A 12926-nucleotide genomic window follows, 5' to 3' on the forward strand; every position below is an offset into this window, starting at 1 on the left:
GGCTCTTAAAAGTACGTCGGCGGACTGGCGCGCTCGACGAGACGGGCGGGTCCGGACCGGCGGCGGCGACGCGCTAACGGCCTCAGACCGTCCGGAACGCGCGGTCGCCGGCGTCGCCGAGCCCGGGGACGATGAACCCGTCGTCGTCGAGCCGGTCGTCGATGGCGACCGTCAGCAGGTCCGCCTCGGGCACCTGCTCGCTCACGCGGACGAGCCCGTCGGGCGCGGAGACCGCCGAGAGGACGAACAGGTCCTCGAAGTCGCCGGCCTCGTCGAGGACGTGGTCGAGCACCGCGCACATCGTCGAGCCGGTCGCGAGCATCGGGTCGGCGACGATGACGGTGTCGTCGGGGCCGATCTCGGGGAGCTTCACGTAGTCGATGGTGATCGGGAACTCCCCGTCGGTCATCCCGGCCTCCTCGTCGCGGCCGGCGGAGATGACGCCCTGCTTCGCGCGCGGGAACGCCTTCAGGAGCCCCTCGACGAACGGCGTCGCGGCCCGGAGGACGTTGATGATCACCACGTCGTCGAGCCCCTTCACGCGCTCGCCGGTGGTCTCCTGTAACGGGGTCTCGACCGGGACGTACTCCGTCTCCATCGCCCCGTCGATGATCTCGTAGCCGCAGATGCGGCCGAGCTTCACCAGCCCCTTCCGGAAGGCGACCTGCTCGGTCTCGACGTCCCGGAGCCGCGAGAGGGTGTCCTTCGCCAGCGCGTGCGTGATGAGGTGCGCGTCGTCGCGGTCTTCGATCGTCATTATCGAGAGAGTGGCCGCGCCCGGCCTAAATTGTGGCGAACCCCGACGGCTCGCCCCCGGGTCGTCGCTCCCCGGACTCACCGCAGCACCGCGACGTACGTCACCCCGAAGATGATCAGCGCGAGCGCCCCGACGTTCACCGCGTTCAGCGCCGTCACGCCGAGCCGGTCGAGCCCCCAGACGACGGTCCATCCGAACCACGCGGACAGGACCGCGTTCAACAGGAGGATCAGCCGCGGGTCGCCCTTCGACTCCTCGACCCCCTCGCGGATCCCCTTCGGCTCCTCGCTCATACGAAACCCCGCGGGAGACCGGCACTTAGCTCTTGTCCGTGCGGCTCGTACGGCCGGCATGCGCATCGAGGTCCCCGTTCACAACCGCCACGGTGATCGGGTGGACCCGGTTCCCTTCCTCGTCACCGTCGGGATCGCGTTCACGTTCGCGCTCTCGTTCGGACCGATCTACGGCCTCTCGTACGGGCTCGCGCTCTCCACGTCGCTGGCGGTCTCGACGCTGGCGTTCGCGGTCGCGGCCGCGATCGCCTATCAGCAGCTCGTCCGCTGCGCCCCGCCGCTCGACGCCGGCCCGCTCCCGCCGGGGCCGCGGGTCGAACGCCTGCTGTACGCCGGGATGGCGCTCGGCGTCCTGATCGTCGCGCTGACCGTTCCGCTGCTGTGACCCGGCTCTCTCCGACACTTACCGCCACTTCGACTGTGCGTACGGTTCGCACAGCACCGGGAGACTAAGATGACGGAACTCGCATGATCGTTCATGGGGATTTTTGACACGGTAACGGACGTGATGGAGGGGTCGACACAGCGCGCGCCCGGCAACGCCGGCGACGACGGCTCTGAGGGCTCGTACTGGTGCGACGACTGCGGGGTGCGGGTCCGGGACGTCGACGTCGACGCGGAGGGGCTCGACCGCGACGCCGACGGGACGCCCGAATGCCCGGACTGCGGCGAGTCGATGCGGTTCGAGCGCGCGAGCGGGACCGGCTGCGCCTGCTGAGGTCGCCGCCCGCAGTTCGCCGGGTCGACGCTCCTTTTTAAGGCTCGCGGAGCGCCAGCTCCTCGCCCTGCTCGGTCGGGAAGGGGAGCTCCCCGTCGATCTCGCTTTCGTCCTCTCCGACCGCCGCCCACTCCTCGTCGGTGACGAGGGCGTCGTCCAGGCGCTCCCGGATCGCCGACTCGTCGACAGCCGTGCCGATGACGACGTACTCCGTCAGCCGGTCGCCGTGTTCGTCGTCCCAGTCGAGCTCCGGCCGGTTCGAGCGCAGCATGTCGCGCTCGACCGACGGGAGGCTCGCGATCCAGGGCCCCAGGGCCGTGACCCGGACCGACGCGCCGGCCTGCCCGACCTGCTGGCGCTGGTCCGTGCCCGCGACCCACAGCGTCCCCTTCGAGCGGACGACCTCGGGAGGCAGATCGCGGAGGACGGCGGCGATCCGGTCCGGATGGAACGGCCGCCGGCGGCGGTAGGTGAAGGAGGTGATCCCGTACACCTCGTCCGGGTGGCGATGCGCGTGGTCGCCGTGGGCGTGGCCCTCACCGTCGTGATCGGCGTGGTCTTCGGCGGCCTCCGCCAGCGCCCGCTTCCATCCCGGCAGGTCGCCGAGTTCGCCCGCGTCGAACAGCCCGACGTCGAGGATCCGGTCGGGGTCGACCGCGGAGAACTCCGCGACGATCGTCTCCGCGTCGGGCTGGAGGGCGCCCACGAGGTCGATCGCCTCGTCCATCTCCGCGTCGGTGCAGAGGTCAGCCTTGTTACACACGACGAGGTTCGACACCTCGACCTGCTCGACGAGGAGGTCGGAGAGCGGGCGGGCCTCCTCCTCGTCGTCCGCGGCGACGCGGCGCTCGGGGGTCTCCTCGCCGCCGAAGGCGTCGAGGAACCGCCGCGTGTCGATCACGGTCACCAGCGCGTCGACCCGGTAGCGGGCCGCCGCGCGCGACTCGGTCGTGAACAGCCGCGCGACCGGCGCCGGCTCGGAGATGCCGGACGATTCGACGACCAGGTTGTCGAAGGAGCGCTCGTTCGCGAGCCGCACCACGGCGGTCTCCAAGTCGTCCTGGAGCTCGCAGCAGATACAGCCGTTCGACAGCTCCGTGACGCCCTCGACGTCGACCTCGGACTCCTCGGCGATCAGCTCGGCGTCCACGTTGACGTCGCCCATGTCGTTGACCAGCACCGCGATGTCGCGCTCGCCGGCGTTTCGCAGGAGGTGGTTCAGCAGCGTCGTCTTGCCCGCCCCGAGGCTCCCCGAGAGCACGGTCACCGGAATCCGATCGTCGTCCATGACGATCGGTCGGTGTGCGGGCCCCTTCAACGTCGCGACGGCGGAACGGAGGGGACTCGCCGCCGGTCCCCCGTACCCTCTCGCCGGACGCCGGTACGTTGCTTCCGCCGGACGCCGATACGTTGCTTCCGCCGGACGCCGATACGTTGCTTCCGCCGGACGCCGATACGTTGCTTCCGCCGGACGCCGATACGTTGCTTTCACCGGAAGCCGATACGTTGCTTTCACCGGAAGCCGATACGTTGATACGTCGCGCCCGCGCACCGCAGACCATGTTCCAGTACGTATCGGCGGTAGGGATCGTGGCGATCGCGATGACCATCCTGATGGTCGCCTCGATGCTGTACCTCGTCTGGGGCGCGCTCGACGGGGACGCACACACGCCGTCTCCCGACCAGAGCGACCAGCCGGAGCTCGACGAGGGCGAGGAGTCGGGCGACTCGGACGCGCCGCAGGCCGAGCTGACCGCCGACGGCAACTCCGCCTGAGCGGCTCGGTTCCTCCGAGCGACCGACGCGAACCGCCGACGAGCGCCGGACGCCCGACCGCGACAGCTTTTAACACGCCCCGACCGTCACGACCGATAATGACAGTTGAAGACCGGATCGAGGCGTTCCGAGCCGCGCTCGAGGAGTGGCTCCGCGGCCTGTACCACGGGATGTTCACCCACCCGGCCTACGAGAAGATCGAGAAGGAGGCCGAGGACGTGGAAGACGAGTTCATGCTCGCGTGCTTCCCCGACGCTTTCGGCATCCCCTCGCCGGTCTCGTACTACACCGCCGAGCTGCTCCCCTACCTCGAAGACGAGTTCGAGGCGTGGGAGCGGCGGCTGTGGGACCGCGAGAGCCTCATGGAACGGAAGGGCCAGCAGTACCACTTCTGATGGAGCAGTTCGTCTTCTTCGGCGGAAAAGGTGGCGTCGGTAAGACGACCGTCTCGTGCGCCTACGCGCACCGCTGCGCGGACGCGGGGCTGCGGACGCTCGTCGTCTCGACCGACCCGGCGCACTCGGTGTCCGACGTGTTCGATCAGGGGTTCGGCGACGACCCCGAGCCGGTCGACGGGGTCGACGGGCTCGACGCGATGGAGATCGACCCCGAAGACGAGATGCAGCGACACCTCCAGGAGATCCGCGAGGCGCTCTCCGAGCAGGTGTCGGCGGCGATGGTCTCGGAGATCAACCGCCAGCTGGAGATGTCGCACGGGACGCCGGGCGCGTACGAGTCCGCCCTCTTCGACGCGTTCGTGGACGTGATGCGCGAGGAGAGCGAACCGTACGACCGCGTCGTCTTCGACACCGCGCCGACCGGGTCGACGCTGCGGCTGCTCGGCCTCCCGGAGTTCCTCGGCGACTGGATCGACCGCCTGCTGTACAAGCGCAAGCAGTCGATCGACCTGTTCGAGAAGGCCGCGATCGGCGACATGGAGCCGCGGCGGCTGATGGACGGCGACCCCGTCTTAGAGCGGCTCCAGCGCCGCAAGGAGTTCTTCGAGTTCGCGGGCGACACGATGCGGAACGACGCCGCCTTCTTCCTCGTGTTGAACCCCGACCAGCTGTCGGTCAACGAGACGGGTCGGGCGATCGAGGGGTTCACCGAGCGCGACCTCCGGGTCCGCGGGCTCGTGGCGAACAAGCTCACCCCGTCGCCGGACGACGACGAGGAGGGGCGCGGGGCCAGTTACCTCCGGGACAAGGTCGCGACCGAGCGCGAGCGGCTCGATCAGGTCCGCGAGGAGTTCGACCCGCCGCTGGTCGCCGAGATCGAGTCGCGGACCAGCGAGGTCCGCGGGGACGTGCTCGCGGAGGTCGCGGCCGCGCTCGACGTCGAAACAGGACACCCCGTGGGCGCGCGCGAGTAGTTCTCTGAGCGCGCGCGAGTAAGAACCGACGTTCGAGTCGCGAAATCAAAGTTCATTTCGGAGAAACGAATCGCCGTACGGCTTCGAGTCGGGGGATCCGCTCGGGTCTCCCGCGTAACTATCACGGTCGAAGCCAATATTTAATACGCTCTTTCCGAACCGATTTCGTGAGGCAGGGGAACTCATGACAAACGTAATATGGATAATGGTCGCGGTCCTCGGAACGTTCACTGTCGGATACATGGGGTATTCGCGGTACCTCTCGCGGTTCGTCGAACTCGACGACGAGCGGGAGACGCCGGCACACAAGTACGAGGACGGCCAAGAGTACGTACCGTCGAAGAAGCCGGTACTACTGGGGCATCACTTCTCGAGCATCGCGGGCGGCGCGCCGATCGTCGGCCCGATCACGGCGGGGGCCATCTGGGGATGGGTCCCCGCGATGCTGTGGATCGCGATCGGCAACCCGCTGATGGGCGCGGTCCACGACTTCATCTCGCTGTCGAGTTCGATCCGTCACGAGGGGCGCTCGATCGGGTACATCGTGGGCCAGTACGTCGGGGAACGGGGGAAGAACCTGCTGCTGTGGTTCGCGTTCCTCACTATCATCCTCGTCGTCGCCGTGTTCGCGCTGGTCGTGGGGATTGTGTTCAACGCGTTCCCGCAGGTAACGACCGCGAGCTTCGTGTACGTGGCGCTCGCGCTCGCGTTCGGCGTCTACCTCTACCAGCTCAACGGACCGTTCGTCCCGGGGACGATCCTGTTCGTCGCCGGCGTCTTCGCCGGCGTCTGGGTCGGCATCCAGTACCCGTTCGCGCTGTTCGCGCTCGCCGAGGGGAGCCACCCCGCGGGGACGTTCGTCCTGTTCAGCGGGAGCACGGGCAGCTGGGTCCCGGGCGCGGCGGCGCTCGGCGGCAACACCGCCGCCTGGATCCCGGTCGTGATGGTGTACGCCGGCATCGCGAGCGCCCTCCCCGTCTGGGTGCTCCTGCAGCCGCGTGACTACCTCTCGTCGTTCCTGCTGTACGCGGGGGTCGGCGGGGGCGTGCTGGCGATCATCGTCGGCACGATCTTCGGCACGTCGAGCCAGGCGCTCACGATCGACTCCTCGATCGGCGTCTTCGAGGGCTTCTGGGGGATCGAGGCGGCCGGCCTGTTCCCGCTGTTCCCGTTGCTTTTCATCACCATCGCCTGCGGGACGATCAGCGGGTTCCACTCGCTCGTCTCCTCGGGGACAACCTCGAAGCAGCTCAACAAGGAGAGCGACGCCCGCCTGATCGGCTACGGCGGGATGCTCGGCGAGGGGCTGCTCGGCGCCCTCGCGCTGTCGACGCTCGCGGTCGCCGGCTTCGCCGGTGACGCGGCCGCCGGCGGCATCGGCGGCGCGCTGCCGAACTTCGCGACCGGCGGCGGGATCATCCTCACCAGCTTCGGGATCCCGCAGGCGATCGGGAGCGTGTTCATGGCGCTCGTCCTGGTGAGCTTCCTGCTCACCTCCACCGACACCGCCGTGCGCCTGGGTCGGTACATGATGGAGGAGATCGTCGGCATGGACGACGGCATGACCGTCTCCGGGCTCTCCGGCGGTATCGGAGCGGCCGCTCGCGGTCGATACACGAATCCGGTCATCCAGATCGGCATCGCGTACGTGCTCGTCATCTCGGGCCAGTGGCAGACGCTCTGGGGACTGTTCGGCGGCGCGAACCAGCTGCTGGCGGCGCTCGCGCTGCTGACGGCGACCGTGTGGCTCGCCAACTGGGATGAGTCCAAGCAGCTCGTCTCCACCGGCGTCCCGATGGCGGTGATGGTGACGATCACCGTCCTCGGGCTGACGTGGGTCGCGCTGTACAACAACCTCTACGTCAACCTCATTCAGGGCGGCGCCGGGACGCTCGGCGCGCAGCTGTCGTCCGCGGCGCAGATGATCCTCGGGATCGTGTTGATCTACATCGCGCTGTCCCTCGTCCGGATCGGGGTCGGTAATCTCCGGTCCGTGCGCGGCAGCGACGCGCCCGCGGCCGAGCCGAGCGACGACTGACGGCGACGCCGCTCCGCGGTGCTGTTTCTTTTTAAAAGTGCACTTTCGCGCCCCAGCTATCGCCAGAACCGCTTGGCGAACCGCGAGAAGATCCCGTCGTCCGGCTTCTCGACCGGCTCCCACAGCCGGAGCGCCTCGGCGCTGCTCGCGGCCTCGCTGGCGACGAGCCGCTCCTCGTCGGGCGCGACGACGACGAGGTTCACCTCGTAGTGGCCGTAGTAGCCCAGCTTCAGCAGCGTCCGGTCCCGGAACCCGTCGACGAACTCGGCGACGTCCTCAGGGATCCGGTCTGCGACGAGCACGACCGTGATATCGGTCCCGTAGTGCTGCTCGTTCCCGTCGACGCGCTCGTCGGCGACGCCGTGGGCGAACTCGACGAGCCGCTCCAGTTCCCCGACCGTCGGGGCGGCGACGCGCCGGGCGAACAGGTGCTCCATCACGTCGTGGTCCGCGTAGCTCAGGGCGGGGTGGAGGAACTGCTTCTGGTTGCGCATCCGCATCTCGGCGGTCAGCTCGAAGCGCTCGCCGTCGACGACGACGTCGGCGTCGAGGTCGTAGCTGTACATCAGCCGGTCGGAGACGCGATCGAGGTACTCGTCGTCGTAGTCGGGGACCGCCTCCCGGATCTCGGCCGGCAGCTCCTCGGGCGCGCGCCGGTCGCCGTCCCCGCCGGCCGCGTCACTCATCGTCCGGATCGTAGGCGACCGCGTCGTCCGCGGCGGGCGGCGCGCCGATCGCCAGCACGGTCACGGGGCCGTCGGCGTCGGCCGGGTTGTACGCGCGCTGCGGGCTCTCGGGGTCGACGACGAACAGGTCGTCCGCGGGCACCTCGTAGATCCCCTCCGGCGTCTCCACCGAGAGCGTCCCGTCGAGGACGTAGAACGCCTCCTGTTGGGTCTCGTGGTAGTGGTACGCAAGCGGGAGCTGCTCGCCCGGATCGGCGCGGAACCGGTTGATCGCCGCGGAGTCGAACCCCCCCGGCCCGGCGAGCTTCCGGCACTCACAGGGGCGGTCGGGCTTCGGCTCCACCGAGTCCGTGTCGACGACGCGGTATCCCATGTGAACTCATTCCACGGAGCGATTGAAAAGGTCGTCGGGCCGGCGTCGGGTCGACAGCGGACCGGCATCGGGCCGGCGTCGGTCGGTTCCGAGGTCGACGGTGACGACAGAGAACGTCCCGTAGCGGGGCCGACGAGGGGATTTAAGGCCGTCGAACACGATCGTTCGGTAGAGATACACATGTCCGACGACGAGATCCAAGCGGAGGCGTGCGGACGGTGCTCCATGTCGACCGTCGTGGGCGCGGTGAACGGGGACAAAGACCCGGACGAACGCACCGAGCACGACCCGTTCGCCGGCGAGCGCATCGAGGTCGACGAGTCCTCGATCCGGCGCGTGTCGCCCGCCGGGTTCCTCAGCGACCTCAAGGACCGGGTCGACGAACTCGGGCGTCGGCTCTCGTACGGGAAGTAGGCGGTCGCGCTCATCGACCGGGGTACCGGCGCACGCTCGCGCCGCGTCGGAGAGACTTATACGCGTTCGTTTCCTACGGGGGCCCACGCGATGGAAGAGAGCATCTCCGGCTTCAAGGTGCGCGGGGACTGGGGCGACGTCGTCGAGCACGGCGAGCGGATCGCCTTAGCGCTCCGCGAGACGGGTGCCGACGGCGACGCCTTCTACGAGTTCGACGACTGGCGCCCGAAGTCCCACGAGCGCATCGACGAGGACGTGTCGGCGAAGACCGCCGAGCAGGCGTCCGTCGGCGAGGGCGAGGGCGAACAGGCCGGCAAGACGCCGGGCGACGACCTCCAGACGGCCGGCGAGAAGCTCACCGAGTCCTACGAGAAGGTGGAGGAGAACGACACCGAGAGCGCCATGGAGCGGTGGGGCGAGTCGATCGGCCACGTCGCCCGCGCGGCCGACTCGGCGAGCCGCAAGGCGCTCCGGAAGGTGGAAGACACCGTCTACCAAAATGTGATGACCCAGATGGCGCCGTACTACTTCGACAACGAGCTCGTCAGCGCCAACATCCAGGAGGTCGGGCGCGGCGAGGACGGCGAGACGTTCGAGTTCGAGGTGAACGTCAACGACGACGAGCTGAAAGCGGAGGTGAGCGACATCCTCGCCGAGTACGAGTCCGAGATCGACCGCTGGCACGTCGAGACCGAGAAGCGCACCGACGACGTCGCCGCCGCCGAGGGCGTCGAACCGCCCGAGGAGGAGGGCGGCCCGGACTCGACGATGACGTAGCCCCGTCGACACACGCACGGTTTTAATCCGACGACCCGCGAAGGGGACCTATGACCGAGGTACTCCGGATCGAGGCCGGCGAGCTGTCGTCCGACGAGATCATCGACGCGCTCAACGACGGGAGCCGGGTCCTCGTCGACGTCGAGGTCGCCGGCGGGCGCCACGAGGTCGTGCTCCGCTACGACGGGGAAACGTACCACTGTGACACGCCGACGAACCTCCACCGCCACGCGGACGAAGCGGAGATGCGCGGCTGTATCGACCGCATGGGGTACGCCGCCTCCGAGCAGTAGCCGCTCGTCCGCGGACGCCGACCCCCGTCGGCGATGACGGCTTTTAACCCGGCCGCAGTCGAACGACCCCCATGAGCGACCCCGAGATCGAGGACCTCGTCGGCGACGTCTCCCCCTCGTTCGAACACGTGCTTTCCTGCGTGTTCGGGATTCGGGACCACGAGAGCCGCACGTACCTGACGCTACTCGATCACCCGGGGAGCACCGTCGCCGAGCTCGCCGAGACCCTCGACCGAGACCGGTCGAACGTGAACCGCTCGCTGTCGACGCTGCGGGACAAGGGACTCGTCGAGCGCCGCCGCCGCCTGCTCGACTCGGGCGGCTACGTCTACCAGTACACCGCGATCCCGGTCCCGGAGGCGAAAGAGCGCCTCCACGACGCGCTCGACGAGTGGGTCGAGGGCGTCCACGCGGCGATCGAGGGCTTCGACCCGGACGACCAAGAGAGCGGTTAGCTCTCGTCCGCCTCGCCCTCCTCGTCTCCGTCTTCCGCGGCGCTCAGTCCCTCCTCGTCGGGGCGGTCGAGCGCCCGCGGCGCGTCGTGGTGCTCGGAGTAGCCGTCGAACCAGCGGACGATCCGCTCGATGCGGTCGACGACGTGCCCGGGCTCGCCCGAGCGGGAGAGCTCGTGGCCCTCGCGCGGGTAGCGCACGAACCGCGTGTCGACGCCGTTCTTCCGGAGGATCCGGTGGTACAGCTCCGCCGTGCAGATCGGCGTCCGGGTGTCGTCCTCGCTGTGGACCAGCAGCGTCGGCGTCTCGACCTCGTCGGCGTGGCCGGTCGGGGACTGCTCCCAGAGCCACCCGGGCTCCTCGGAGGGGACGGTGTCGAAGTCGCCCTCCAGCAGCTTGTACGCCCCGTCGGTCGACCCGTAGAAGCCGGTCAGGTCGTAGACGCCGCGCTGGGAGACGGCCGCGCGGAAGTAGTCGGTCTGGCCCACCGCCCACGCGGTCATGAACCCGCCGAAGGAGCCGCCGGTGACGAAGGCGTTCGTCTCGTCGACGTACGGGCGCTCCGCGACCGCCTCCACGCCGGCCATCACGTCCGAGAGGGTCACGTCGCCCCAGTCGCGCTCGATCGCCTGCATGAACGCCTCGCCGTAGCCGGTCGAGCCGCGTGGGTTCGACCAGAAGACGACGTAGCCGCGGGCCGCGAGCGTCTGGAACTCGTGCCACATCGTCCCCGCGGTCGACCACATCGCGTGGGGGCCGCCGTGGATCTCGACTGCGAGGGGGAACTCCTCGCCTTCCTCGTCCTCCTCGCCCCCCTCGCCGTCCGGGTCGAACTCCGGCGGCGTCAGCACCCACCCCTGGATCTCCGTCCCGTCCGACTCGAACCGGATCTCCTCGGGCTTCGGAATCTCGCGCTCGGCGAGGTAGTCGGCGTTCAGCTCCGTGAGACGGGTCGTCTCGCCGCTCCACGCGTCGTGCGCGAAGACGTCGCCCGGGTGGTCCGGCTCGCTGGCGGCGAACGCGACGGTCACCTCGCCCGGCCCGGCGCCGTCGTCGCCGCCGACGGTCGCGCCGGAGACGGTCCCCGGCCGGAGGAAGCGCTCGGGCGCCGCGCCCCCGTCGGCCGGAACGCGCCACAGCGCCGTCTTCCCCTCGTCGGGGGTCGCGAAGTACAGCGTCGCGTCGTCCGGGCCCCACTGCGGCGCGGCCTCGTAGCCGAGCCCGCGGTCGATCTCGCCCGTGAGGTCGGTCACCGCGCCCGTCTCGCGGTCGACGACGCGGAGGTCGACCGGCTGCATCGACACCTGCTCCGGCTCGGCGTGGGTGAACGCGACCCGCCCGTCGGCGGTCGCCGCGATCGCGGCGCCCCAGCCGGTCGTCGTGTGGACGTGCTCGGTCTCGCCCGACTCGACGTCGTGCGCGCGGATCGCGATCTCCGCGGAGTCGTCGGGGTCGTCGCCGACCTCCTCGGCGAAATAGAGCGTGTCGGCGTCCCCCCAGTCCGGCGCGGCGAAGTCGGCGTCGCGGTCGGTCACCCGTTCGACGCCCTCGGCGGGGTCCGTCGCGGTCGCGCCGCCGACCGCCGCGTCCGCGTCGACGACGTACACGCCCGACCGCCGGCCGTCGAAGAACTGCTGGTCGGAGCGGTAGACGGTGCGGTCGATCACGCGCGGGTCGGGGTGCTCGTCGGGCTCGTACTCCGCCGGCACCGACAGATCGCGGTCTTCCTCGCGGTCCTCGGCGGTCACCGACTGGACGAAGGCGATCCGCTCCCCGTCGGGCGACCACGCGATCTCCGAGACGCCGCCGACGACGTCGGTGACCCGCCGGGCCTCGCCGCCGTCGACCGGGAGCACCCACAGCTGCTGGCGGTCGTCGTCGGCACCCCGCGTCGACGTGAACGCGATCCGGTCGCCGGACGGGCTCCAGCGCGGCTCCGCGTCGGAGCCCTCGGCCAGAGTGAGCCGGCGGGGGTCGCCGCCCGCGACGTCGGCGAGGTACACCGTCGCCTCGTACTCCTCGTCGTCGGTCGGCTGGCGTCGCAGGAAGGCGACCCGGTCCCCGTCGGGCGAGATCCGCGGGTCGGCGGGCGTCGCGATGTCTTGGTAGTCGGCCGCGGTGACGCGCTCCATGGAGTCGGGTCGACCGCCGCGGGCAAAAGGCGTCGGGAGCCGGAAAAGGGGTCGGTCGGGACGTCGCGGACGCCCCCGCCTCGGGCGCCCGCTACGCGTCGCCGTTCTCGAACGCGAGCGTCACGCCGTCGTCGTCGACGGTCGCGCCCGCGGCGCACACCGGGTGCTCGAAGTCGGCGCCGAGGACCTCGCTCGCGGCCGCACTCGCGTCCTGACGCTCGCCGTCCGCCGCCGCGAGGGCGTACGGCTCCGGGCTGTCGGTCTCGTAGGTGGCGACGATCGTCGGCTCGTCGACGGCCTCGACGAGCAGCGCGTCGCGGCGGACGACGCCGACCGTCGCCGTCTCGCTCCCGACGACGCCGGCGATCCGCGGCGTGTCGTAGTCGTCCTTCTCGAAGTCGAGCGCGAGCAGCGGCGTCGCCAGCGCGTCGCGCGCCGGGTACCCCAGCTCGAGCTTCTCCGCGATCGGGTCGACGTGCGAGCCGTTGCCGACGACCGCCAGCGGCTCGTCCGCCGGCGTCCGGACCCGCCGCGCGCAGTTGTACGAGACGTACGGGTTGTCCGTCTCGGGCGCGTCCGGCGTCGGTCCGACCGTGAGGGTCCCGTCGCGGTCGAGCACGCGTCGGTTCGGGAACGAGCGGGAGGAGACGCGGTAGGCGCCGATTCCAGGGGCGACGACGACGAATCGTCCGACGTACATACAGCTTCGTGGTTATTCGGGCGAGTAAAACGCATCGATATACGCACGTTCGTCGATCAGACTCGGTGCCGGTCGAGCCCTGTGTTCGCAGCGGCGGCGGGGCCCGCGACTCCGCCTCGCCGTCCCGATCCGCCGCTCTCTGTGA

Annotated in this window: 17 protein-coding genes; 10 read left to right on the forward strand and 7 right to left on the reverse strand. The window is 69.8% G+C overall.

The annotated features are described in order from the left end of the window. Positions 1-82 precede the first annotated feature (82 nt). Entirely contained in the window at positions 83-757 is a 675-nt protein-coding gene (gene upp / locus Hrr1229_RS07075) for a uracil phosphoribosyltransferase (RefSeq protein WP_123113552.1), read from the reverse strand. A 77-nt stretch (positions 758-834) separates the two neighbouring features. After that, positions 835-1050, reverse strand: a complete 216-nt coding sequence (locus tag Hrr1229_RS07080; RefSeq protein WP_123113551.1) for a hypothetical protein — start codon at positions 1048-1050, stop codon at positions 835-837. A gap of 58 nt (positions 1051-1108) precedes the next feature. On the opposite strand from Hrr1229_RS07080, the gene Hrr1229_RS07085 reads away from it, so the two are divergent. Together Hrr1229_RS07085 and Hrr1229_RS07090 are read left to right on the forward strand one after the other, a co-directional pair. Continuing rightward, positions 1109-1435, forward strand: coding sequence for a hypothetical protein (locus Hrr1229_RS07085; RefSeq protein ID WP_123113550.1), 327 nt, complete (start codon positions 1109-1111; stop codon positions 1433-1435). Positions 1436-1528: 93 nt separating this feature from the next. After that, positions 1529-1768 (forward strand): hypothetical protein, encoded by a 240-nt coding sequence (locus Hrr1229_RS07090; protein ID WP_123113549.1) that lies wholly within the window; start codon positions 1529-1531, stop codon positions 1766-1768. A 37-nt stretch (positions 1769-1805) separates the two neighbouring features. Here Hrr1229_RS07090 and Hrr1229_RS07095 read toward each other — a convergent pair whose 3' ends face one another. Beyond that, positions 1806-3056, reverse strand: coding sequence for a GTP-binding protein (locus tag Hrr1229_RS07095; protein ID WP_123113548.1), 1251 nt, complete (start codon positions 3054-3056; stop codon positions 1806-1808). 272 nt (positions 3057-3328) lie between these two features. Here Hrr1229_RS07095 and Hrr1229_RS07100 point away from each other — a divergent pair, with 272 nt between their 5' ends. The 4 genes from Hrr1229_RS07100 to Hrr1229_RS07115 all read left to right on the forward strand — a co-directional run bounded on the left by Hrr1229_RS07100 (position 3329) and on the right by Hrr1229_RS07115 (position 6954). Then, entirely contained in the window at positions 3329-3544 is a 216-nt protein-coding gene (locus Hrr1229_RS07100; protein WP_123113547.1) for a hypothetical protein, read from the forward strand. A 98-nt stretch (positions 3545-3642) separates the two neighbouring features. Beyond that, entirely contained in the window at positions 3643-3939 is a 297-nt protein-coding gene (locus tag Hrr1229_RS07105) for a hypothetical protein (protein WP_123113546.1), read from the forward strand. Further along, a complete protein-coding gene (locus Hrr1229_RS07110) occupies positions 3939-4916 on the forward strand; it encodes a TRC40/GET3/ArsA family transport-energizing ATPase (protein WP_123113545.1) in 978 nt (325 codons plus the stop codon). Before Hrr1229_RS07105 ends, Hrr1229_RS07110 begins: the two co-directional genes overlap by 1 nt. Before the next feature lie 184 nt (positions 4917-5100). Beyond that, on the forward strand, positions 5101-6954 hold the full coding sequence (locus Hrr1229_RS07115) for a carbon starvation CstA family protein (protein WP_123113544.1): 1854 nt from the start codon (positions 5101-5103) through the stop codon (positions 6952-6954). A 56-nt stretch (positions 6955-7010) separates the two neighbouring features. Here the strand turns inward: Hrr1229_RS07115 and Hrr1229_RS07120 are convergent, their stop codons facing one another. Continuing rightward, on the reverse strand, positions 7011-7640 hold the full coding sequence (locus Hrr1229_RS07120) for a hypothetical protein (RefSeq protein WP_123113543.1): 630 nt from the start codon (positions 7638-7640) through the stop codon (positions 7011-7013). Beyond that, a complete protein-coding gene (locus Hrr1229_RS07125; RefSeq protein WP_123113542.1) occupies positions 7633-8013 on the reverse strand; it encodes a cupin domain-containing protein in 381 nt (126 codons plus the stop codon). Before Hrr1229_RS07125 ends, Hrr1229_RS07120 begins: the two co-directional genes overlap by 8 nt. A gap of 180 nt (positions 8014-8193) precedes the next feature. On the opposite strand from Hrr1229_RS07125, the gene Hrr1229_RS07130 reads away from it, so the two are divergent. The 4 genes from Hrr1229_RS07130 to Hrr1229_RS07145 all read left to right on the forward strand — a co-directional run bounded on the left by Hrr1229_RS07130 (position 8194) and on the right by Hrr1229_RS07145 (position 9952). Further along, positions 8194-8427 carry a hypothetical protein gene (locus Hrr1229_RS07130; RefSeq protein WP_123113541.1) on the forward strand — a complete coding sequence of 78 codons (234 nt, stop codon included), beginning with the start codon at positions 8194-8196 and terminating at the stop codon, positions 8425-8427. Between the two features lie 90 nt (positions 8428-8517). Beyond that, complete coding sequence (locus tag Hrr1229_RS07135; protein ID WP_123113540.1) at positions 8518-9204, forward strand: DUF5828 family protein; 687 nt, start codon at positions 8518-8520, stop codon at positions 9202-9204. A gap of 50 nt (positions 9205-9254) precedes the next feature. After that, positions 9255-9497 carry a hypothetical protein gene (locus Hrr1229_RS07140; RefSeq protein ID WP_123113539.1) on the forward strand — a complete coding sequence of 81 codons (243 nt, stop codon included), beginning with the start codon at positions 9255-9257 and terminating at the stop codon, positions 9495-9497. 71 nt (positions 9498-9568) lie between these two features. After that, positions 9569-9952 carry a helix-turn-helix domain-containing protein gene (locus Hrr1229_RS07145; RefSeq protein ID WP_123113538.1) on the forward strand — a complete coding sequence of 128 codons (384 nt, stop codon included), beginning with the start codon at positions 9569-9571 and terminating at the stop codon, positions 9950-9952. Here Hrr1229_RS07145 and Hrr1229_RS07150 read toward each other — a convergent pair. Continuing rightward, positions 9949-12081 (reverse strand): S9 family peptidase, encoded by a 2133-nt coding sequence (locus Hrr1229_RS07150; RefSeq protein WP_123113537.1) that lies wholly within the window; start codon positions 12079-12081, stop codon positions 9949-9951. The genes Hrr1229_RS07145 and Hrr1229_RS07150 overlap by 4 nt on opposite strands. Positions 12082-12172: 91 nt before the next feature. Beyond that, on the reverse strand, positions 12173-12781 hold the full coding sequence (locus Hrr1229_RS07155) for an IMP cyclohydrolase (protein WP_123113536.1): 609 nt from the start codon (positions 12779-12781) through the stop codon (positions 12173-12175). Positions 12782-12926 lie beyond the last annotated feature (145 nt).

Origin of the sequence: Halorubrum sp. CBA1229 (assembly GCF_003721435.2) — an archaeon.
GTDB lineage: Archaea > Halobacteriota > Halobacteria > Halobacteriales > Haloferacaceae > Halorubrum.

Excerpts from the sequence above, each read along its gene's own strand:
- upp (WP_123113552.1), bottom strand. The coding sequence starts at position 757 with ATGACGATCGAAGACCGCGACGACGCGCACCTCATCACGCACGCGCTG.
- Hrr1229_RS07080 (WP_123113551.1), bottom strand. The coding sequence starts at position 1,050 with ATGAGCGAGGAGCCGAAGGGGATCCGCGAGGGGGTCGAGGAGTCGAAG.
- Hrr1229_RS07085 (WP_123113550.1), top strand. The coding sequence starts at position 1,109 with ATGCGCATCGAGGTCCCCGTTCACAACCGCCACGGTGATCGGGTGGAC.
- Hrr1229_RS07090 (WP_123113549.1), top strand. The coding sequence starts at position 1,529 with ATGGGGATTTTTGACACGGTAACGGACGTGATGGAGGGGTCGACACAG.
- Hrr1229_RS07095 (WP_123113548.1), bottom strand. The coding sequence starts at position 3,056 with ATGGACGACGATCGGATTCCGGTGACCGTGCTCTCGGGGAGCCTCGGG.
- Hrr1229_RS07100 (WP_123113547.1), top strand. The coding sequence starts at position 3,329 with ATGTTCCAGTACGTATCGGCGGTAGGGATCGTGGCGATCGCGATGACC.
- Hrr1229_RS07105 (WP_123113546.1), top strand. The coding sequence starts at position 3,643 with ATGACAGTTGAAGACCGGATCGAGGCGTTCCGAGCCGCGCTCGAGGAG.
- Hrr1229_RS07110 (WP_123113545.1), top strand. The coding sequence starts at position 3,939 with ATGGAGCAGTTCGTCTTCTTCGGCGGAAAAGGTGGCGTCGGTAAGACG.
- Hrr1229_RS07115 (WP_123113544.1), top strand. The coding sequence starts at position 5,101 with ATGACAAACGTAATATGGATAATGGTCGCGGTCCTCGGAACGTTCACT.
- Hrr1229_RS07120 (WP_123113543.1), bottom strand. The coding sequence starts at position 7,640 with ATGAGTGACGCGGCCGGCGGGGACGGCGACCGGCGCGCGCCCGAGGAG.
- Hrr1229_RS07125 (WP_123113542.1), bottom strand. The coding sequence starts at position 8,013 with ATGGGATACCGCGTCGTCGACACGGACTCGGTGGAGCCGAAGCCCGAC.
- Hrr1229_RS07130 (WP_123113541.1), top strand. The coding sequence starts at position 8,194 with ATGTCCGACGACGAGATCCAAGCGGAGGCGTGCGGACGGTGCTCCATG.
- Hrr1229_RS07135 (WP_123113540.1), top strand. The coding sequence starts at position 8,518 with ATGGAAGAGAGCATCTCCGGCTTCAAGGTGCGCGGGGACTGGGGCGAC.
- Hrr1229_RS07140 (WP_123113539.1), top strand. The coding sequence starts at position 9,255 with ATGACCGAGGTACTCCGGATCGAGGCCGGCGAGCTGTCGTCCGACGAG.
- Hrr1229_RS07145 (WP_123113538.1), top strand. The coding sequence starts at position 9,569 with ATGAGCGACCCCGAGATCGAGGACCTCGTCGGCGACGTCTCCCCCTCG.
- Hrr1229_RS07150 (WP_123113537.1), bottom strand. The coding sequence starts at position 12,081 with ATGGAGCGCGTCACCGCGGCCGACTACCAAGACATCGCGACGCCCGCC.
- Hrr1229_RS07155 (WP_123113536.1), bottom strand. The coding sequence starts at position 12,781 with ATGTACGTCGGACGATTCGTCGTCGTCGCCCCTGGAATCGGCGCCTAC.